This window comes from Arthrobacter sp. I3 (assembly GCF_000520575.1).
Taxonomy (GTDB): Bacteria; Actinomycetota; Actinomycetes; order Actinomycetales; family Micrococcaceae; genus Arthrobacter; species Arthrobacter humicola_A.
This window is the reverse complement of record NZ_KI914907.1, coordinates 27,966-46,488: the sequence shown is the minus strand read 5'-3', so window position 1 is coordinate 46,488 and position 18,523 is coordinate 27,966. Positions and strand designations below refer to the sequence as shown.

Sequence of the window (18,523 nt, the reverse complement as noted above, 5' to 3'; positions counted from 1 at the left end):
CCCTCGCGATGAGGGGCAGACCCGGCCGGTCCGCGCTGTGCAGCAGTGCTGCTGTGGTGTTGGTCCGGCTACGTGGCCAGGTGGGTGGGGCCGAACATCTGGAGCAGCGTTTCGACGACTACGACGTTGGGGCCGTCCGCGGCGAAGCCCGCCTTCAGGGCGTCCCCGACGTCCTCCGGAGAAACCCGGACAGCCGGGACGCCGAAGGACTCTGCCAGCTTGACGAAGTCGGGGCGGGCGAGCTCCGTGGCCGTGGCCTTGCCGAAGGCGCCGACCATGTATTCGCGCAGGATGCCGTAGCCGCCGTCGTCCACAATGAGCCAGGTGACCGGGACGTTGTGCTGCTTCGCGGTGGCGAGCTCGGAGATGGAGTACATCGCCGAGCCGTCGCCGGAGACGGCCAGCACTCTGGCGTGTCCGGCAGATGCGCCGGCGGAAGTGCCGGTGGTTTCAAGCCCGACGGCGCCGCCGATCGCCGCGGGGAAGCCGAAGCCCAGCCCGCCGGCGCCCTGCGCGGAGTGGAACTGGCCGTCGCGGGCATCCCAGCAGCTCCAGCCCCAGTAGGCCGAGATGGTCATGTCCCAGAACGTCTGCATGGCCGCGGGAACGGCCTCGCGGATGTCGGCCATGAACTTCAGTTCCTTGCCGAGGTCCTGGGACTCGAGCCGGGCCTTGACCTTGGCCAGGGTGTCCTTGACGAGCACCTCGGGAGCCGTGCCGTGCCAGTCGGCGCGTTCGCCGTGCGGTTCAGTCAGGGCTGCGTCGAGGGCGGCCAGGGCCTGGCCGGCGTCCGCCCGGATGCCCAGTCCCGGGCGGTTGGACTCCAGGACGCGGGGCTCGGCGTCGATCTGGATGATCCGGCCGCGAGGTTCAAAGGTGAAGTAGTTGGAGGTGACCTCGCCCAGGGAGGAGCCGATGACGATCAGCACGTCGGCGTCCTCGAGCACCTCCGTCATGTACTGGTCTTCGATCCAGGACTGCAGGGAGAGCTCATGGTTCCACGGGAACGCGCCGTTGCCGCCCGGGGTGCAGATGACCGGAGCCCGCAGCTTCTCCGCAATCGAGAGCAGCGACTTTTCGGCATGGCCGCGGCGGGTGCCGCCGCCGGCGATGATGGCGGGACGTTCCGCCGTCGAGAGCCATTTCACGGCTTCGCGGACCAGCTCCACGCGGGGCGGGTTGTCGGCCGCTTCGGCGAGGGCGTCCTCCACGGGAGGCACCATGATGGGGTCCAGCAGGACGTTCTGCGGGATTTCGAGCCACACGGGGCCCTGCGGCGAGGAGATCGCCTCGGTCCAGGCATCCTGGATGGCCGAGGGGATGCCGGAGGCGTGCTGGATCAGCCGCTGGGACTTGGTGACGTTCGCGGCCGAGGCCTTCTGGTCATCGAGCTGGTGCAGCATGCCCTTGCGCCGGGCACCAAGGCCCTCGAGCGGGATCTGGCTGGCCACGACCACCATGGGAACTCCGGTGGCGTAAGCCTCCTGCAGCCCGGCCAGGGACGTCAGCGCGCCCGGGCCGGTGGACAGGAACAGCACGCCGACTTCCCCGGTGGCGCGGGAGTAGCCGTCGGCGGCGAAGGCCGAGTTGTTCTCGACCCGGGAGGAGACGAAGTGCAGGTTCCCGCGGCCCATCGCGTCGAACAGGCCCAGGGCGTGCTGGCCCGGGATGCCGAAGACCGTCTTGGCGCCGAGCGCCTCAAGGGTCTCGACGACGAGGTCCCCGCCGTTGCGCACGCCGGTCATCGCGAAGCCACCGGCGATGCCACAGGGGAGCCGAAGCCGGCGGGGCGGCGGGATTCCTGGCCGAGGGCCTGGGCAGCGTAGCCGTTCGGGGCGCCGAAGCGGTCCCCTTCGACGGCGCGGTCCGCCATCAGTGTCACGAGTTCGTAGGCGACGTGGCTTGCCGCCACACCGGTGATCTCGGCGTGGTCGTAGGCCGGGGCGACCTCGACGACATCGGCACCGACGAGGTTCATGCCGCGGAACCCGCGGATGATTTCCAGCAGCTCGCGGCTCGTGATGCCGCCGGCTTCCGGCGTGCCGGTGCCCGGGGCGTGCGCGGGGTCAAGGACGTCGATGTCCACGGAGATATAGAGCGGGCGGTTGCCGATCCGGTCCCGGACCTTGGCGACCGTCTCCAGGACGCCCTGGTAGTAGACGTCGGCGGAGGTGACGATGCCGAAGCCGAAGCGGTGGTCGTCGTCGAGGTCCTTCTTGCCGTAGAGCGGACCGCGGGTGCCGATGTGGCTGATGGCCTCGGTGTCCAGGATGCCTTCCTCGACGGCGCGGCGGAAGGGTGTGCCGTGGGTGTACTCGGCGCCGAAGTAGGTGTCCCAGGTGTCCAGGTGCGCGTCGAAGTGCAGCATGGCAATGGGCCCGCCGGCGCGCTCGGCGGCGGCGCGCAACAGCGGCAGGGCGATGGTGTGGTCGCCGCCGAGGGTAACGAGCTTGCTGCCCGACGCCGTCAGGTCCAGTGCGTTCTGCTGGATGGTTTCGATGGCGTCGTTGATGTTGAAGGGGTTGACCGCCATGTCGCCGGCGTCGGCAACCTGGATGTTCTCGAAGGGGCTGACGTCCCATGCCGGGTTGTACGGCCGGAGCAGGCGGCTGGCCTCGCGGATGTGGTTGGCCCCGAAGCGGGCGCCGGGCCGGTAGGAGACGCCGGTGTCGAACGGCACGCCGACCACCGTGACGTCTGCCTTGGCCACCTGGTCCAGGCGCGGCAGGCGGGCATATGTGGCAGCCCCGGCGTAGCGTGGGACGCGGGATGAATCGATAGGGCCAAGGTTGCCATTGGCCTCGATGCGCAGCTCTTCCAAAAGAAGCCTCTCCTTCGAGGATTGACCGACGGTTGTGACAGCCATCATACACTCGAAGTTTCGTATTGCGCATCATTTGTTTACCAACCACTTCAGGCGATGGCCGACGCGCCCCGCTCCCCCGTGCGGACGCGGACGGCGTCGCGCACCTCGATAATCCAGATCTTGCCATCGCCGAAGCGGCCCGTGCGCCCGCCCTCTTCAATGGCCGCCATGACGGCGCCGAGGGCGCCCTCGTCGACCAGGACTTCGAGCCGCACCTTGGGCAGAAGGTCCGAGTTGTATTCGGCGCCCCGGTACACCTCGGTATGGCCCCGTTGCCGGCCGTAGCCGCTGGCCTGGCTCACGGTCAGGCCGTTGACCCCGGCCCGCTCCAGGGCCGCGCTAACGGCCGCGACCCGCTCCGGCCGCACAATCGCCGTGACGAGCTTCATGACGATACCCTGCCGCGGACAGCCTCACCCTCGGCCTCGGCTTTGGTCCCGGCTGGGACTTCGGCCTGGGTCCCGGCCGGGGTCCCGGCGTGGGCCGCCGCGTGGGCCTCGGCCGCATCAGTCCGGGCATGCGGGTCACCGGGGTGGAAGCTGCCGCCGACCATGAGGAGTTCATACGCCGTTTCGGCGTGCTCCGTCACGTCAATGCCGGAGAGCTCGTCGGCCTCGGAAACGCGCATGCCGATGCTCTTGTGGATCGCGAAGCCAATCAGCGTGGTCATGGCGGCGCTCCATGCCGTGACGATCAGGGCGGTGAGAATCTGTGGCCAGAACTGCGCCAGGCCGCCGCCGTAGAACAGGCCGCCTGCCGTCTTGGTGGACGGCAGCGCGAAGAATCCGAGTGCCAGGGTCCCCCACAGGCCGCCGACGAAGTGCACGGCCACGACGTCCAGGGAGTCGTCGAGCCCGATCTTGAACTTCAGCCCGACGGCGAGCGCGCAGACGGCCCCGGCGATCACGCCGATCAGGATGGCGCCTATGGGGTCGATGAATCCGCAGGCCGGGGTGACCGCCACGAGTCCCGCGACGGCTCCCGAGGCGGCGCCGAGCGAGGTGGCATGCCCGTCGCGCAGCCGCTCCACGAGCAGCCAGCCCAGCAGGGCGGCGCTTGTGGCGAGCAGCGTGTTGGTCCAGGCCAGGGCGGCCGTGGCGTCGGCGGCGAGTTCCGAGCCGGCGTTGAAGCCGAACCAGCCGAACCAGAGCAGCCCTGCGCCGAGCATCACGAACGGCAGGTTGTGCGGGCGGATGTTGGGGTCTTTCATGAAGCCGAGCCGCTTGCCAAGGACCACGGCAAGCATGAGTCCGGCAATGCCGGCGTTCATGTGGACCACCGTGCCGCCGGCGAAGTCGAGGGCCGAGATCTTGCTGCCGATGATGCCGGTAGGTCCGAAGATGCCGCCGCCCCAGACCCAGTGCGCGATCGGCGCGTAAACGAGCGTGACCCAAAGGGCCGCAAAGAGGAGCCAGGGGCCGAACCTGACGCGCTCGGCCACCGCGCCGCTGATCAGGGCGACGGTGATGATGGCGAACGTGGCCTGGAAGCCGACGAAGATCATGTCCGGCAGGCCTGCCGCCTTGGAGCCGATGCTGGTGGTCAGCCCGCTCAGGCCGAAGTTGGTGAAGGGATCCCCGACGAATCCTCCCAGCGCATCCGGGCCGAATGCCAGGCCATAGCCCCACAGGGCCCAGACGACGCCCACAACGCCCATGGCGCCGAAGCTCATCATCATGATGTTGAGGACGGACTTCATTCTGACGAGCCCGCCGTAGAAGAACGCAAGACCGGGGGTCATCAGGAGGACCAGAGCGGATGCCGTGAGCATCCAAGCGGTCGATCCGGGGTCAAGGACCTGCGGATCCGTTGCCATTCCTACTGCAAGCACAGAGAACTTCATAGCGGGAGCCTTCCTCGAGTGCCGGCGCTCCGAGGGCGCCGATGCGGCGAGACCATGTGACGTTTGGGACTGACGAGCGTCCCCCCGCAGTTGACGCTACTCACGGCGTGTTTCGGGAAGGCTTTCCCATTCTTGCGGGCACGTTACGCGCCGGCTCCGGGCATTAAATTGCCGTTTCGGGCAGATTGCCGGGATGTGACGTACGTCTCACCGTGGCCGATCTCATCAAGGAAAGGGACGTCAGCTGTACTTGAGGGTGAGCAGCAGGCGCTTGAGCTGGCTGTACTGCTCCGTGGTCATCCAGGCTTTGGCGGCGTCGACGGAGGCAAACGCCGGGCTGCCAAAGAGCACCTTGGCTTCCGCCCCGCCGTTGGCGAAGCTGACGTAGGCGGAACCGGAGTCAGAGACCGCGGGTGCGAAGTCGCGTTGCTTGCGGACGCTCATGTGGAAATCGGACTGGTCGGCGAGGGAATCGAACGCGAAGCCAAAGGCCAGCTGCTCGCCGTCCACATCTTTCAGCCCCGGCACCGGAGCGGTGTCCAGCACGGTGCGGGCCACCGGGCCGGAAGCGTTGCTGGCGCTGGTGCTGCTGGTGACGGAAGCCAGTTCGTTGCCGGTGGCGTCGGCGATGACCGCCTGCACGCCGCGCAGCTTGGCCGCGTTCCCGGGCGAACCCACCAACCGGACGGACCAGCCGCTCGGATAGGAGAAGGAGAGGTGCCCGTCCGGGAAGGTGAAGGTTTTCACGCCGGCCACCGCGCTGGCCGTGGCCGTGGGCGCGGCCGGGACAGGGGTAGCGGAGGCGCTCGGGGCAGCCGAGGGCAGGGCCGAAGCGGCGGAGGAGGCGGTCGTGGCGGCCGCGCCGGATTCCTGCTGCGCCGGGGCCGCGGTTTCACCGGCGGGGCCGCTTGCCGTTTCGCCGGCCCGCTGGCCCGCGGCGGCGCACGAACTCAGGCCAAGGGCGGCCGCGAGCGCGGCGGCCAGGGCCAGGGACAGAAAGACGTTGTTGCGGTTCATGGATCCCCCAGTTGATGACGCGAGCGGCTTCGGCTCGTCCTGTGTATCTCCGGCGTGCGCCGTGCGGATACTTTTGCGGTGGTTGCGGATGCGTTCATGCCCTCAGCGGCTGGCGGCGGGTACGAGCACCCACAGCACCTCGACGGCGTCGTCCGTGGGATTGACCCAGGTGTGCGGTTCCCGGCCGGGAAACGTCACGGTATCCCCGGCGCTGAGCTCGAATTCCTCATTGGTGAGGATCAGGCGGATGCTGCCCTTGACCACATGCAGGACGTCGACGTCGCAGTCCACGGCATAGAGCTCGGACTCGCCGCGCCCGCGCGGCTCGATCACGGCCTGGATGATCTGGACGCGGCGCTCGGAGCGCGCGGTCAGCAGCCGCTCGACGATCCCCTCGCCGCCGAGGGAGATTCGGGGGCCCTCATTCTGCTTCGTGAGGTGCGTTTCGGGTGCGGCGAAGAGGTCGCCGATAGAGATGGACAAAACCTGGCACAGCGTCACCAGGGAAGCAACCGAGGGCGAGGTCAGATCCCGCTCGACCCGGCTCAGGAATCCCTTTGTGAGCCCGGTGGCGTCTGCGACCTGTTCAATCGTGAGCCGCTGGGACTGTCTGGCCGCGCGGATCCTCGAACCGATGGCAACGGGAACATTGCTCGGTTCAACTGGTAGAGCCTTCATTTAGGAACCTTTCACGGCCGGCCGCTTGGCCCCATCATTGGAGCAATCCTAGCGGGAGCGGGCCTTCGTGACGCGGAGGCGGCGGCACCACGCCCTGCGTCTTGACTGTTACCGGCGTCACAACATACTCTTTGGCAACATGTGTTGCCTATTAGGCAATACGGGGGGTTCCGACGGAAATCCTCCTCTAACCACTTCCCGCAGCAGCGGCCTTGCCGAACATACTGTTGAGGCCCGGCAGGCCGCATCCGCTGTCAACCAGCTCCAAGGAGCCTTTATATGGACGCAACTTTCGTCAACATCGCAATCGTGGTGGTGTACCTGGCCGCCATGCTGGCGTTCGGATGGTGGGGCAAGTCCCGCACTAAGAACAATAGCGACTTCCTCGTCGCCGGCCGCCGCCTCGGCCCGTTCCTCTACACCGGAACCATGGCCGCCGTCGTCCTGGGCGGTGCCTCGACCGTCGGCGGCGTGGGCCTGGGCTACAAGTTCGGCATCTCCGGCATGTGGCTCGTCGTCGCAATCGGCGCCGGCGTCCTGCTGCTGAGCCTGCTCTTCGCCAGCACCATCCAGAAGCTGAAGATCTATACCGTCTCCCAGATGCTGACCCTGCGTTACGGCAGCAACGCCACGCAGACCTCGGGCATCGTCATGCTTGCCTACACGCTGATGCTCTGCGCCACCTCCACGGGCGCCTACGCCACCATCTTCGTGGTGCTCTTCGGCTGGGACCGCGCCCTCGCGATCGCCGTCGGCGGGGCCATCGTGCTGGTGTACTCGACCATCGGCGGCATGTGGTCCATCACGCTGGCCGACCAGGTCCAGTTCGTCATCAAGACGGTCGGCATCTTCTTCCTGATGCTGCCGTTCACACTCAACGCCGCCGGCGGCCTCGACGGGATCCGCAGCCGGGTGGACGCCACCTTCTTCCAGATCGACGGCATCGGCGCCCAGACGATCATCACGTACTTTGTGGTCTACACCCTCGGCCTGCTGATCGGCCAGGACATCTGGCAGCGTGTGTTCACCGCCAAGACACCTGAAGTTGCCCGCTGGGGCGGCGCCACGGCCGGCATCTACTGCATCCTCTACGGCGCTGCCGGCGCCCTGATCGGCCTCGGCGCCCGGGTGGCCCTGCCGCAGATCGACGTCAAGGCCCTGGGCAAGGACGTCGTCTACGCCGAGGTCGCCACCCACCTGCTGCCCATCGGCATCGGCGGCCTCGTGCTGGCCGCCGCCGTCGCCGCCATGATGTCCACCGCCTCCGGCGCCCTGATCGCGGCCGCCACCGTGGCCCGCGCCGATGTGCTGCCGTTCGTTGCCGGCTGGTTCGGCAAGACGGTCAACACCGATGACACCGACAACCCGGAACACGACGTCAAGGCCAACCGCATGTGGGTCCTGGGCCTGGGCATCGTGGCAATCGTGATCGCCATCGTCACCAAGGACGTTGTCGCGGCCCTGACCATTGCGTACGACATCCTGGTTGGCGGCCTGCTCGTGGCCATCCTTGGCGGCCTGGTCTGGAAGCGCGGCACCGGCGTCGCCGCCGCGGCGTCCATGGCGGTGGGCTCGGTCATCACGCTCGGCACCATGATCATCCTGGAAATCAACGCCGAGGTTCCGCTGGACGGCATCTACGCCAACGAGCCCATCTACTACGGCCTGGCGGCTTCCGCAGTCGTCTACATCGCGGTCTCGCTGCTGACCAAGCCGACGGATCCTGCGGTCATGCAGAACTGGCGCCGGCGTGTCGCCGGCGGCGCGGCCGAGGAAGAAAAGGTCCCGGCCCTCACGCACTAGGGCCCAGGCCCGTCAGGGTCTAGACCGCAAGTCATATCCGCGAGTTAAAGGTCGACGGCGGCGCTCCCCTTTCGGGGGCGCCGCCGTCGGCCTTTAGGCAACTTAACGGGCCGCGGGAGGATCACTCATTTTCCTCCGGCGCAAGGAATTCCTCACCTTCCACGGGCACCACCGGCTTCTCGTCGCCCAGGAAGTCTTCCGCGTCCAGGGGAACGAGCCGGTCGGCCTCTTCGAGAAGCTCCTCGTCCTCGGTCTCCGCGGCATCACTGACGGGCGCGTCCTCGGCGTAGTCGTAGGCGGGATCGGACTCGAGTGACTCCCGGGCCGGCTGGATGGGATGTGATGCGGTGCTCTCCATGATGCAACCTCCATGCGGCTTCGGTGGCGGCAAGGCCCCGGGGAGCCCGCCCTGGGTTTCATTCGAACACCGCGGACCCGGGCGGTCAAGGGCTCACAACTGCTGCCGGAAAGCGGCTGCGCGCGGGCCCGCCGGAGCCGGGCAGTTACGGCCTCCCTAAACTTTCCACTGAGGATTGCCAGCCGGAAAAGCGCGGAAATACGGGGTAGTCTGGAGTCGCAATGGGGCCGGACCATGCCCGACCAAACCCAGGAGTTTTTCGTGTCTCAGCACACCGAATCGGACCGAAACGATTCTTCGCAGCACCACCCGACACAGCCCTCTTCGGTCCGCGATACGGACCCGCGCCCTGCCTCGCCGCACGCTTCTGCTGCCCCCGGGGCGGCTCCCTCCACTGCCGCTCCGGTCAGCGCACCGAGCCCCTCGCCCGCAACAGACGCGAGCGCAGCGCCCAGCGCAGCGGACATCAAGCGCTGGCGACAGTATCTCGCCGATGAACGTGCCGAGGCGGCCGTCTACCGGGACCTGGCGCAGAACCGCGCCGGGGAGGAGCGCGCCATCCTGCTGGCGCTGGCCGAGGCCGAGGGACGCCATGAAGCGCACTGGCTCCAGTTGCTGGGCGATCACGCCGGCAAGGACCGGCATGCCTCACTCCGGAGCCGGTTCCTGGGCTTCCTGGCCCGGCACTTCGGCTCGGTCTTCGTCCTGGCCCTGGCCCAGCGGGCGGAGAGCCGCTCCCCGTACGCCACCGAATCGTTCGCCACCCCGGCCATGGTCGCCGACGAGCAGATCCACGAAGAAGTGGTCCGCGGGCTGGCCACCCGGGGGCGCAACCGGCTGGCCGGAACGTTCCGCGCCGCCGTCTTCGGCGCCAACGACGGGCTGGTCAGCAACCTGTCCCTCGTCATGGGCATGGCGGCCTCGGGCGTGGGCAGCCAGGTGGTACTCCTCAGCGGCGTCGCCGGGCTGCTGGCCGGCGCACTGTCCATGGGGGCCGGAGAGTTCATTTCCGTGCGGTCGCAGCGGGAGCTCCTCGCCGCGACCCGACCCACCCAGATCACGTTGGCGGCGGCGCCGCTGCTCGATATCGAGCACAACGAACTCCTGCTCGTCTACCTGGCCCGCGGCATGTCCCGGGAGGCCGCCGAGCACCGCGTCGCGGAGCGGATGGGCCTACTGGACTGCGACTGCGATCCCAGCCTGTCCCTGCGTCCGGAACTGCCCGAAAGCGAGGACCAGCACGAGGCGGTCGGCACCGCCTGGGGCGCGGCGGCGTCGAGCTTCTGCTTCTTCGCCTCCGGCGCGATCGTGCCCATCATTCCCTTCCTGCTGGGCATGACAGGACTCGCCGCACTGGTGGTTTCCGCCTCCCTTGTCGGCTTGGCGCTGCTGCTTACCGGCGGCGTGGTGGGCCTGCTCTCCGGTACCTCGCCCGCCACCCGTGGCCTGCGCCAGCTGGCCATCGGCATGGGTGCCGCGGGCGTGACGTACCTGCTGGGCATGGCCTTCGGCGCCGTGGTTGGCTAGTGGACGGCCCTGAATTTCGGGACCGCGGACCTCGGCACGGCCGGCCAGCCACCGCGCTGCGGATCATCAGGAACCTCGCCGCCGCCGCGGTGATCGCCGCCGGCGCCTTCCTCACCGCCGGACTCGTCTACGGCGATCCGAGGTTCACTGGCCTCTTCGAGGTCTCCCGAGGAACGGGGAACAACGCAGGGCACAGTGCAGAAAACAAGGCAGGCAGTGACCTGCAGGCACAGCCGCAGGTTGGCCAGAAATCCGGCCAGCCTGCCGTGCCGGCCGGCGAAGACCGGACGGACACTCCCCCGCCGGGGCTCGAGGAGCAGGACCACCCCCTCGGCGCGGCCCGGAAACCGGAGGCCGCCAGCACCTCGTACAAGTTCCTCGCAACGAATGACGACGGCACTCCGGTGGGTTACTCGCCGTGCCGCCCGCTGCACTACGTCATCAATGCCGCCCTGGCCCCGCCGGGTGCCGAGCGGCTCGTGGACGACTCGATCCGGACTATCTCCGAGGCCACCGGGATCACCTTCATCAATGACGGCCCCACGTCCGAGGCCCCCTCGCCCACACGTGCGCCCTACCAAAAGGATCTCTACGGGGACCGGTGGGCGCCGCTGCTGATCGCCTGGACCACCCCAGAGCAGGCACCGCAGCTCAAAGGCCCGGTGATCGGCACGGGCGGAAGCACACACTTCAGTTTCGGCGACGGCCCCAAAAGCTTCGTCACCGGCAGCCTGGAGCTGGACGCCCCGCAAATCGCGGAAGACCTGGACCGCTCCGAGGGAGCGGCCTATGCCACGGCCGTGATCCTGCACGAGCTCGGCCATGTGATGGGCCTGGAGCATGTCGATGACCCGGCCCAGCTGATGTACCCCGAGATCGGAGCCCCGGACGGGCTTGCCGCCGGCGACCTGAACGGACTCTACGAGCTCGGCCACGCCCAGTGCCGCAAGGATCTCTGACCCCCTAGCGCTCCAGCGCCTCAAGGGCTTCTTCGACCGTATCGACCAGGAAGATCCTTCCCTCCATCCGGCGCCCTGACGCCAGGCTCTGCAAGAGGGGCCAGGCCGGGAATCGCCGCAGCCAGTGTTCGTGCCCCACCAGGACCATGGGAGTGACGGTTTCCGGAGCGGCGTAGTAGTTCTCGCAGGCGTCCTGGAAGATCTCCTGGACCGTGCCGCCCGAACCCGGCAAAAAGACGATGCCGCCGTTGCACAGTTCAAGCAGGATGGCTTCCCGGATGGCATTCGCGAAGTATTTGGCCACATGCGTGGCGAAGAAGTTCGGTGGTTCATGACCGTAAAACCATGTGGGAATCCCCAGCGACGGCACACCCTCCGGGTGGCGTTGGGCAACCGCCGCGGCCGTTCGCGCCCAGGCAGCCACCGAAGGGCGGAAGGACGGCACCGCCGAGAGGTCGGCCAGGGCCCGCCGGAAGTCCGGCTCGGGGGCCTCGCTGAGGAAGGCGCCAAGATTGGCGGCCTCCATGGCCCCGGGACCGCCGCCCGTTGCTACCACCCGGCCGCTGCGGGCCAGCAGCCGGCCCAGCAGCGCGGCGCCCTCAAAGACGGCGGTGCCGCGGCGGGCAATGTGCCCGCCCATGACCCCCACCATCGTGCGGCCGGCGCGGAGATAGGTGCCGGCCAGTTCGTCGAGTGCCACGCCGATCGAGTGGTCATGCAGGGCGGCGGCCAGTGTCGCATCCAGACGGCGGCGCTGGCCCGGCCGGATGCTCCACTGGTACACCCGCGCGTCGAGCGTGTCCTCGTAGGGTGAGGTGGCGATCCCGGAATAGAGTTCCTGCGGCGTGTACAGCTGCCCGCGGTAGGGGTTGAACGGCACGGCCGTGAGCCGGGGAAAGATGAGGGCGCCCCGGCCGCGCAGCAAATCCTCCACACCGTCGTCGAACCTGCAGCCCAGGAAGACCGCGCCCTGGGCCTCAAGCGCCTCCAGCTGGGCCCGCCGGCCCCGCAGGTCCAGCGACTGGACATGCCAGCCGTGCATGCTGCGCGCCCCCGCCGCGACCAGCCGGTCGAAACCGGCAAGGCTCTCGACCTCCAACGTGCGGGGGCTGGGGTGAAGGCTGCGGGCGGCGCTCATGGAGCCAGCCTAGACCGTGGCCAAGCTCCCCCGTGGCGCCATCACTCCTAGTGGCCATTCCGGGATCTTAAGGCCCAAAAGTGATAGCGCAACGGGGGTCCGTGCAGGTTAGGAGACCTGGAGGCCGCCGTTGATGTCATAGGTGGCCGCGGTGATGTAACCGGCGTCCGGGCCGAGCAGGAAGGCGATCAGGGCCGCCACTTCCTCGCGGCTGCCGACCCGCCCCATCATGATGCCCTCCGACATCTGCGCCTTGCGTTCCTCGCTCAGGGTGCCGCCCATGATGTCGGTGTCGATGGGGCCGGGGGCGATGGCGTTGACCGTGACCCCGAACTCGCCCACCTCGCGGGCCAGGGCGCGGGTGAATCCGATGATCCCGGCCTTGGAGGCGCTGTAGGCGACCTTTGAGTAGGTGCCGCCGCCCCGCTGTGCCGAAATCGAGGAGATGCTCACGATCCGGCCGAGCTTGCGCTCGATCATGCCCTTGAGCACGCGCTGGGAGACGATGAAGGATCCGCGCATGTTGATGGCGAAGACTTTGTCCCATTCCTCGACAGTGGTGTCCATGAACGGCGTCGGGGAACTGATGCCGGCCAGGTTGGCCAGCGCGACGATCGGGGGCAGCGAGCCCTCGATCTCGGTGATGGCCCGGTCAACCGACGCGGCGTCGGAGACGTCCGCACCGACGCCGATGGCCTTGACTGCACGGTTGGAACCGATTTCGGCCGCAGCGGCGCTGGCGTCCTCGGCATTGATGTCCAGGATTGCGATGGACCAGCCCTCGCTGGCCAGGCGGTCGGCGGCGGCACGGCCGATGCCGCGGGCTGACGCGGCTCCGGTCAGGACCACGGTGCGTTCAGTGGGGAACGGGGTAATTGATGTCATGACGAAGATTCCTTCGGGGGGTTCGGATCAGGATACTTTGGCCGGGTCGACGGCGGCAGCCGCTGCGACCGCGGGGTCAAGGCTGGCGTCGCCTTCGGGGCGCCGGCGGGCGTACAGGTAGGTGGCCACGGCCGTGATGCACAGGCACAGGGACAGGAACAGGAGCCCGCTCTGGTTGCTTCCGGTGGCGTCCTTGAGGAGGCCGACGGCGTACGGGGAGATGAAGCCGCCGAGGTTTCCGAGGGAGTTCACCAGGGCCAGCCCGGAAGCGGCAGCCGCACCGGTCAGCGCCGCGGAGGGCATCGAGAGGAAGGGGGCGATTGCCCCGTAGATCCCCATGGCGGAGAGCGTCAGGCCGACCATCGCGAGGAACGGGTTGACCGGCAGCAGGTAGCCGGCGGCCACGAGTCCGACGCCCGCAAGCACCATGCTGACCGAGGCGTGCCAGGCACGCTTGCCGGTCCGGTCCGCGCGCTTGCTCCAGAAGTAGACGAATACTGCGGCCACGGCATAGGGGATGAAGACGATGAAGCCGACCTCTGCCGTGGAGAACTTGCCGAGGGCCGCGACGATGGTGGGCATCCACAGGCCCAGGCCGTAGATCCCGCACACCAGGCCGAAGTACAGGGCGGAGTAGACCAGGGTGCGCTTGTCCTTGAGCCCGGCCATGAAGTTGTGCTTGCCCGACTGGGACTTGGCGGCAAGTTCGGCGTCCATGGTGGCGGTGAGCCAGTTGCGCTCGTCGGCTTCGAGCCATTTGGCGTCCCGCGGACGGTCAGTCATGAGGATGGGTGTCAGCAGGCCGAGGGCGATCGCCGGGATGCCTTCGATGATGTAGAGCCACTGCCAGCCCTGGAGGCCCATGACGCCGTCCATCTGCAGCAGGAGCCCGGATACCGGGGCGCCGAGCGCGTTGGATACGGGCTGGGCAAGGATGAAGATGCCCAGCACGGTGACGCGCTGCGCGGCAGGGAACCACAGCGTCAGGTAGAACAGGATCGCCGGGAAGAACCCGGCCTCGGCGGCACCGAGCAGGAACCGGACGATGTAATACGTGGTTTCACCGTTCACCAGGCACATGGCGGTGGCGAAGATGCCCCATGTGATCAGGATGCGGGCCAGCCATTTCCGGGCTCCGAACCGGTACATGCCGGCGTTGCTGGGAACCTCCAGGAGGGCGTAGCCAAGGAAGAAGATGCCGGCGCCCAGACCGTAGGCAGCGGAGTTCAAGCCGATGTCCTCGCTCATGGTGAGTTTGGCGAAACCGACGTTGTTGCGGTCCAGGTAGGCAACGAAGTAGAGCAGGACAATCAGGGGCATGACGCGGCGGCGGACCTTGCGGAGCGTGCGGTCGCCCAGTTCGCCGAGTCCGAAGGACTTGGGGGCTAATGAAGTCATCATCGACCTTCTTAAGTGTTTTCCTGCCCTGCGGCTGTGCCGGGTGAGGAAAGCGGTGGATTGGGGTGGTCATCCTGCCCGCCTGGAAGCGCGTGCTGCAGGATTCTTGTTGAGTCAGATGTCAGACATCTGATTCAGGAACTAGCCAAAATCTTAGGATGTGATTCGGATTACGTCAAGAGTCCGGAGGCGGACGTCAGGACTTGGCGCCCCGGACGTAGCGTTCGTAGTCCGCATTGGTCTGGTCCATGTGCTCATCCATCGCCTGCCGCGAGCGCTCGGCGTCGCCGCTCAGAATGCAGTCCAGGACCCGCTGGTGGTAATCGATGGCGTGCTGCTGGATCACCTCGACGGCCGACGTTTCGCGCCGGGTCACGTACAGCAGCTGGCCCAACTGGGCGAACAGGGCCCGGACAAAGGGGTTGCCGGACGCCTTCAGGACGGCGTCGTGGAAACCAATGTCCGCCTCCACGAAGCGGTCCAGGTCGCCGGAGTCGTGGAAGCGCTTCATATCCGCGATGCACTCGCGCATGCGCTCGGCCTGCTCCGGGGTATAGCGTTTGGCGGCGAGCGCCGCGGCCCCGGTCTCCACCATCCGTCGCATCTCAATCAGTCCCACCGAGACCTGGTCGGCCGCATTGCCATGGGAGGCTGCCTTGAAGATCGCGTCCAGGCCGGTCCAGTTGTCCGTGGGATTGACGAAGGTTCCCCGGCCGGCCTTCACATAGAGGATGTTTTGCGCCCTGAGGGCTTTGAGGGCCTCACGCACGGTGAGCCGGCTGACGCCGTAGGCCTTGGCGATGTCGGCCTCGGGCGGAATCGGGTTGTGGGGCAGGAGCTTTCCGTCAAGGATTTCGGTCAGCAGGCCGTCGACGAGATCGTCGACCAGTGTCCTGCGGCCCATCCCAGTTCCCACCTTCAGTCTCGTTTCGTGCTGCCATCCACATTACCCATGTCCGGGTGCGCAGCCATGTAGGCGTCGAGCTTGGCCAGCGTCTGCTCCAGGTTGGCCGGATGGCGGCGCAGGTAGCCGGCCATCCGGAGCAGGCTCTTGCCGCGGACCTGCCGCGCGTCCCATTGCTCGGTGACCAGGGTGCCAGCGGTGCCGTCCTTGCCCGTGGATGGTTCAAGCAGGTAGCGCCACACGTGGCCGTAAAAGTGCCGCCATGCAATCCGGTGGCCTTCCTCGAATTCGCAGACGGTATTGAGGATCTTGTAGTTCACCCGCATGTTCATTTGCATGCCGAACCTGGCGCGGAGGTACAGGCGCCGTGGCCCGCGCGGCTGGGTGCCCTTCACCGTGTCCGAGCCGTCGATCACGCTGTGCAGGGCAGGCGTGGCGAGCACCTCGAAGATGGCTTCGGGGGCTGCGGCGATGTACCGGCTGCGGGACACGAGATAGCGGGGATTCATCTAGTAATCCTAGTCCGCGATCGTGTTGCAGAATGAGGCATGCAGACTTCCCGCAACCCCCTTCGCGGCCAGCCGCGCATCGGCGTTCCCGTGCGCCTCAGCAGTTCCTCCGATCCCGACCCGCGCGTGGCGGAAGCCAACGCATTGTTCGAGTACATCGTGGAGCTGCTGCGCGAGGGCGGCGGCGAACCGGTGCTGCTCGACGCTTCGGGGCCCGACGACGGCGGCCTCGCCGCGGCGATGGCCTGCCTTGACGGCGTCGTCCTTCCCGGCGGCGGCGACCTCGACCCCGCCCTCTACGGCGAGCTGCGCGGTGACGTCTGCTACGACGTCAGCCCTGCCCAGGACGCGCTGGATCTCGCCGTGGCGCGTCTTGCGATCGACGCCGGGCTGCCTGTGTTCGGCATCTGCCGCGGGCATCAGCTGCTCAATGTGCTTTACGGCGGGACGCTCATCCAGGACATGGCGCCGGGGACGGTGGCGCACCGCGAGCCCGCGCCGGTGCACGGGGCCGGCCCGTGGGCCTGGCATGAGGTGGCGGTGCGGGCCGGCTCCAGGGTGGCCGCGCTCTACGGCGGCGGTTCCGGTGCCGTGAACGTGAAGATCGCCTCCGGCCACCATCAGGCTGTGGCCCGGGTGGCCGGAGGATTGCGGGCGACGGCCGTGGCCGAGGACGGGACCATCGAGGCGCTGGAGCATCCGGAGCGCTGGGTGGCCTCGGTCCAGTGGCACCCCGAGGCCCTGGAGCTCCCGGCCGGGGAACGGCTCGCGCCGTTCCGGGCCTTCGTCGAGGCGTGCCGCGCCCGGCCCTGAGCCGGACGCCCCGGGCCGTGGTCAGCTGCCGACGCTCACCGTCACCTTGACCGGGGCACCGGTGGCCAGCGATTCCTGGGCGGCATCGGCAACCCGGGAGGCCGCGACGGCGTCTTCCGGAGTGCATGGATTCTCCCGGCGGCCAAGGATCAGTTCGACGAACGCCTCCATTTCGGAGCGGTACGCCGTCTCGAACCGCTCGGCAAACGTCAGGTGCGGCTTCCCCGCGGGGAAAGCGATCCCCGCTTCGGCGGAGGCCACGGCCGTCTTGTCGTCCAGGCCCACCATCAGCGAGCCGCGGGAGCCCTGGATTTCCAGCCGGACATCATGGCCCGCCCCGTTGTAGCGGGTCGCCGAAACCGTTCCCACGGTGCCGTCGTCGAACGTCACCAGGGCGAGGGCCGTGTCCACATCGCCGGCCTCACCGATGGCCGGATCCCCGTTGTTGGAGCCCTTGGCGTAGACCTCGACGATCTCGCGGCCTGTGAGCCAGCGCAGGATGTCGAAATCGTGGACCGAGCAGTCACGGAAGAGCCCGCCGGAGCTGGCCAGGAACTCGACCGGGGGCGCCGTCATGTCGCAGGTGACGGCAAGCAGGGAATGGATCCAGCCCAGCTCGCCGGCCTGGTAAGCGCGGCGGGCTTCCAGGTAGCCGGCGTCGAACCGGCGCTGATGCCCGATCTGCACCACGCCGTTCCGGTCCCGGATGTAGTCGAGCACCGGCAGGGCGTCGGCCACGTTCAGGGCCACGGGCTTTTCGCAAAACACCGGGTTCCCGGCGTCCACGCCGGCCTTGATGAGCTCGGGGTGGGTCCCGGTTCCGGTGGCGATGACCAGGCCGTCCAGCCCCGAGGCCAGCAGCGCCTGGACCGAGGGCAGGAATTCGGCACCGAGACCGCTTGCCACCGTCCGGGCGTGCTCTTCGGCGACATCGGTGAGGCGGAGACGGACACGGATCCCTTGTGGGTTCAGGACCTCGTTGAGCGCGGCGATGTTGTTGGCGTGCATGACCCCGATCCGCCCAACTCCGACGAGTCCAAGGATTACGTCTTTCATACTTCCACTCTCATGTTTGGTGCGGGCACGGTGAACGCCGCACGGAAGGCCTCCAGGGCCGCATAGCTGTCGCCACTGGCCCACGCTTCCATGCCCACGGTCCCTTCGTAGCCTGCGTCCGCGAGCGCCCTGGCCACGGCCGCATAGTTGATTTCCCCGGTTCCAGGTTCGCAACGGCCGGGAACGTCTGCCACCTGGATTTCGCCGAGGTATGGCAGGGCGGTCCGGACGAGCTCGACCAGGTTCCCCTCCCCCATTTGGGCGTGATAGAGATCCAGCATGAGCCTGGCGTTCGGGTGCCCGGCAGCCTGCACGAGCGCCAGGGTGTCCTTGGCCCGTGCCAGCGGGATGCCGGGGTGGTCCCGGATGGTGTTGAGGTTCTCGAGGCAGAACGTCACCCCGTGCTTCTCACCGAGCTTCCCGAGCCGTTCCAGGGTCCGGGCGCCGGTGGCCCACATGTGTCCGCTGGAGCGGTAGACAGGCCGGGCCGCGTGGCCGTCGACGAGTTCCGCCGGGTGGACCACCAGCCGGCTGACGCCAAGTTCCAGGGCCGTGGGGATCAGGGTTTCGGCGGTCCGGACCACCTCGTCCGCCGTGTCCGGGTCCACGAGGCTGCCGGAGCTGTATCCGGTCATGGAGGAGAACACCGCCCCGGTGGCCTTGAGAGCGCCGATGTCCTTGGGCCGCGAGTCCCAGAGTTCGACGTCGAAGCCGGCCTCGTGGAGCCGGCGCACCCGCTCCGTGAACGGCAGGTCCGTAAAGACCATCT

The 18,523-nt window shown here is 68.0% G+C and carries 18 protein-coding genes; 4 read left to right on the top strand and 14 right to left on the bottom strand.

Going from position 1 to position 18,523, the window contains the following annotated elements; genetic code table 11:
- Window positions 1–68: 68 nt before the first annotated feature.
- The 6 genes from Y706_RS0104505 to Y706_RS0104480 all read right to left on the bottom strand — a co-directional run bounded on the left by Y706_RS0104505 (window position 69) and on the right by Y706_RS0104480 (window position 6,404).
- A complete protein-coding gene (locus Y706_RS0104505) occupies window positions 69–1,745 on the bottom strand; it encodes a thiamine pyrophosphate-binding protein (protein ID WP_043434796.1) in 1,677 nt (558 codons plus the stop codon).
- Window positions 1,742–2,821 (bottom strand): agmatinase, encoded by a 1,080-nt coding sequence (gene speB, locus Y706_RS0104500; RefSeq protein ID WP_028275629.1) that lies wholly within the window; start codon window positions 2,819–2,821, stop codon window positions 1,742–1,744. The genes Y706_RS0104505 and speB overlap by 4 nt, the downstream gene beginning before the upstream one ends.
- A 92-nt stretch (window positions 2,822–2,913) precedes the next feature.
- Window positions 2,914–3,255 carry a P-II family nitrogen regulator gene (locus Y706_RS0104495; RefSeq protein ID WP_028275628.1) on the bottom strand — a complete coding sequence of 114 codons (342 nt, stop codon included), beginning with the start codon at window positions 3,253–3,255 and terminating at the stop codon, window positions 2,914–2,916.
- Window positions 3,252–4,709, bottom strand: coding sequence for an ammonium transporter (locus Y706_RS0104490; protein WP_028275627.1), 1,458 nt, complete (start codon window positions 4,707–4,709; stop codon window positions 3,252–3,254). The genes Y706_RS0104495 and Y706_RS0104490 overlap by 4 nt, the downstream gene beginning before the upstream one ends.
- A gap of 240 nt (window positions 4,710–4,949) precedes the next feature.
- A complete protein-coding gene (locus tag Y706_RS23655) occupies window positions 4,950–5,726 on the bottom strand; it encodes a hypothetical protein (protein WP_052355006.1) in 777 nt (258 codons plus the stop codon).
- Between the two features lie 102 nt (window positions 5,727–5,828).
- Window positions 5,829–6,404, bottom strand: coding sequence for a helix-turn-helix domain-containing protein (locus tag Y706_RS0104480; RefSeq protein WP_028275626.1), 576 nt, complete (start codon window positions 6,402–6,404; stop codon window positions 5,829–5,831).
- 279 nt (window positions 6,405–6,683) lie between these two features.
- Here Y706_RS0104480 and Y706_RS0104475 point away from each other — a divergent pair, with 279 nt between their 5' ends.
- Window positions 6,684–8,207, top strand: a complete 1,524-nt coding sequence (locus Y706_RS0104475) for a sodium:solute symporter family protein (RefSeq protein ID WP_028275625.1) — start codon at window positions 6,684–6,686, stop codon at window positions 8,205–8,207.
- 121 nt (window positions 8,208–8,328) lie between these two features.
- Here the strand turns inward: Y706_RS0104475 and Y706_RS0104470 are convergent, their stop codons facing one another.
- Window positions 8,329–8,565, bottom strand: a complete 237-nt coding sequence (locus Y706_RS0104470; protein ID WP_028275624.1) for a hypothetical protein — start codon at window positions 8,563–8,565, stop codon at window positions 8,329–8,331.
- A gap of 261 nt (window positions 8,566–8,826) precedes the next feature.
- On the opposite strand from Y706_RS0104470, the gene Y706_RS0104465 reads away from it, so the two are divergent.
- The gene (locus Y706_RS0104465; protein WP_243181575.1) at window positions 8,827–10,092 is read left to right on the top strand and encodes a VIT1/CCC1 transporter family protein; all 1,266 of its coding nucleotides are present in this window, start codon (window positions 8,827–8,829) and stop codon (window positions 10,090–10,092) included.
- Window positions 10,092–11,051 carry a matrixin family metalloprotease gene (locus tag Y706_RS0104460; protein ID WP_028275622.1) on the top strand — a complete coding sequence of 320 codons (960 nt, stop codon included), beginning with the start codon at window positions 10,092–10,094 and terminating at the stop codon, window positions 11,049–11,051. The genes Y706_RS0104465 and Y706_RS0104460 overlap by 1 nt, the downstream gene beginning before the upstream one ends.
- Window positions 11,052–11,055: 4 nt before the next feature.
- Here Y706_RS0104460 and Y706_RS23650 read toward each other — a convergent pair whose 3' ends face one another.
- From Y706_RS23650 to Y706_RS0104430, 5 genes are all read right to left on the bottom strand, one after another.
- A complete protein-coding gene (locus tag Y706_RS23650) occupies window positions 11,056–12,189 on the bottom strand; it encodes an LOG family protein (RefSeq protein ID WP_043434794.1) in 1,134 nt (377 codons plus the stop codon).
- A 108-nt stretch (window positions 12,190–12,297) separates the two neighbouring features.
- Complete coding sequence (locus Y706_RS0104445) at window positions 12,298–13,074, bottom strand: SDR family NAD(P)-dependent oxidoreductase (RefSeq protein ID WP_018775918.1); 777 nt, start codon at window positions 13,072–13,074, stop codon at window positions 12,298–12,300.
- Window positions 13,075–13,101: 27 nt separating this feature from the next.
- Window positions 13,102–14,472: an MFS transporter gene (locus Y706_RS0104440; protein WP_043434813.1), complete on the bottom strand. Its 1,371-nt coding sequence runs from the start codon at window positions 14,470–14,472 to the stop codon at window positions 13,102–13,104.
- A gap of 196 nt (window positions 14,473–14,668) precedes the next feature.
- Entirely contained in the window at window positions 14,669–15,376 is a 708-nt protein-coding gene (locus Y706_RS0104435) for a FadR/GntR family transcriptional regulator (protein WP_028275619.1), read from the bottom strand.
- Window positions 15,377–15,390: 14 nt separating this feature from the next.
- On the bottom strand, window positions 15,391–15,885 hold the full coding sequence (locus Y706_RS0104430; RefSeq protein WP_028275618.1) for an SRPBCC family protein: 495 nt from the start codon (window positions 15,883–15,885) through the stop codon (window positions 15,391–15,393).
- Window positions 15,886–15,924: 39 nt separating this feature from the next.
- Between Y706_RS0104430 and Y706_RS0104425 the strand changes: the two genes are divergently transcribed.
- On the top strand, window positions 15,925–16,698 hold the full coding sequence (locus Y706_RS0104425) for a gamma-glutamyl-gamma-aminobutyrate hydrolase family protein (RefSeq protein ID WP_028275617.1): 774 nt from the start codon (window positions 15,925–15,927) through the stop codon (window positions 16,696–16,698).
- A gap of 21 nt (window positions 16,699–16,719) precedes the next feature.
- Here Y706_RS0104425 and Y706_RS0104420 read toward each other — a convergent pair whose 3' ends face one another.
- Both Y706_RS0104420 and Y706_RS0104415 read right to left on the bottom strand, forming a co-directional pair.
- The gene (locus tag Y706_RS0104420; protein WP_028275616.1) at window positions 16,720–17,754 is read right to left on the bottom strand and encodes a Gfo/Idh/MocA family oxidoreductase; all 1,035 of its coding nucleotides are present in this window, start codon (window positions 17,752–17,754) and stop codon (window positions 16,720–16,722) included.
- Entirely contained in the window at window positions 17,751–18,521 is a 771-nt protein-coding gene (locus Y706_RS0104415) for a TIM barrel protein (protein WP_028275615.1), read from the bottom strand. Before Y706_RS0104415 ends, Y706_RS0104420 begins: the two co-directional genes overlap by 4 nt.
- Window positions 18,522–18,523: the final 2 nt, after the last annotated feature.

Coding starts and splice junctions, on each gene's coding strand:
- Y706_RS0104505 (WP_043434796.1), bottom strand. CDS start 1,745: ATGACCGGCGTGCGCAACGGCGGGGACCTCGTCGTCGAGACCCTTGAG.
- Y706_RS0104495 (WP_028275628.1), bottom strand. CDS start 3,255: ATGAAGCTCGTCACGGCGATTGTGCGGCCGGAGCGGGTCGCGGCCGTT.
- Y706_RS0104490 (WP_028275627.1), bottom strand. CDS start 4,709: ATGAAGTTCTCTGTGCTTGCAGTAGGAATGGCAACGGATCCGCAGGTC.
- Y706_RS23655 (WP_052355006.1), bottom strand. CDS start 5,726: ATGAACCGCAACAACGTCTTTCTGTCCCTGGCCCTGGCCGCCGCGCTC.
- Y706_RS0104480 (WP_028275626.1), bottom strand. CDS start 6,404: ATGAAGGCTCTACCAGTTGAACCGAGCAATGTTCCCGTTGCCATCGGT.
- Y706_RS0104475 (WP_028275625.1), top strand. CDS start 6,684: ATGGACGCAACTTTCGTCAACATCGCAATCGTGGTGGTGTACCTGGCC.
- Y706_RS0104470 (WP_028275624.1), bottom strand. CDS start 8,565: ATGGAGAGCACCGCATCACATCCCATCCAGCCGGCCCGGGAGTCACTC.
- Y706_RS23650 (WP_043434794.1), bottom strand. CDS start 12,189: ATGAGCGCCGCCCGCAGCCTTCACCCCAGCCCCCGCACGTTGGAGGTC.
- Y706_RS0104445 (WP_018775918.1), bottom strand. CDS start 13,074: ATGACATCAATTACCCCGTTCCCCACTGAACGCACCGTGGTCCTGACC.
- Y706_RS0104440 (WP_043434813.1), bottom strand. CDS start 14,472: ATGACTTCATTAGCCCCCAAGTCCTTCGGACTCGGCGAACTGGGCGAC.
- Y706_RS0104435 (WP_028275619.1), bottom strand. CDS start 15,376: ATGGGCCGCAGGACACTGGTCGACGATCTCGTCGACGGCCTGCTGACC.
- Y706_RS0104430 (WP_028275618.1), bottom strand. CDS start 15,885: ATGAATCCCCGCTATCTCGTGTCCCGCAGCCGGTACATCGCCGCAGCC.
- Y706_RS0104425 (WP_028275617.1), top strand. CDS start 15,925: ATGCAGACTTCCCGCAACCCCCTTCGCGGCCAGCCGCGCATCGGCGTT.
- Y706_RS0104420 (WP_028275616.1), bottom strand. CDS start 17,754: ATGAAAGACGTAATCCTTGGACTCGTCGGAGTTGGGCGGATCGGGGTC.
- Y706_RS0104415 (WP_028275615.1), bottom strand. CDS start 18,521: ATGGTCTTTACGGACCTGCCGTTCACGGAGCGGGTGCGCCGGCTCCAC.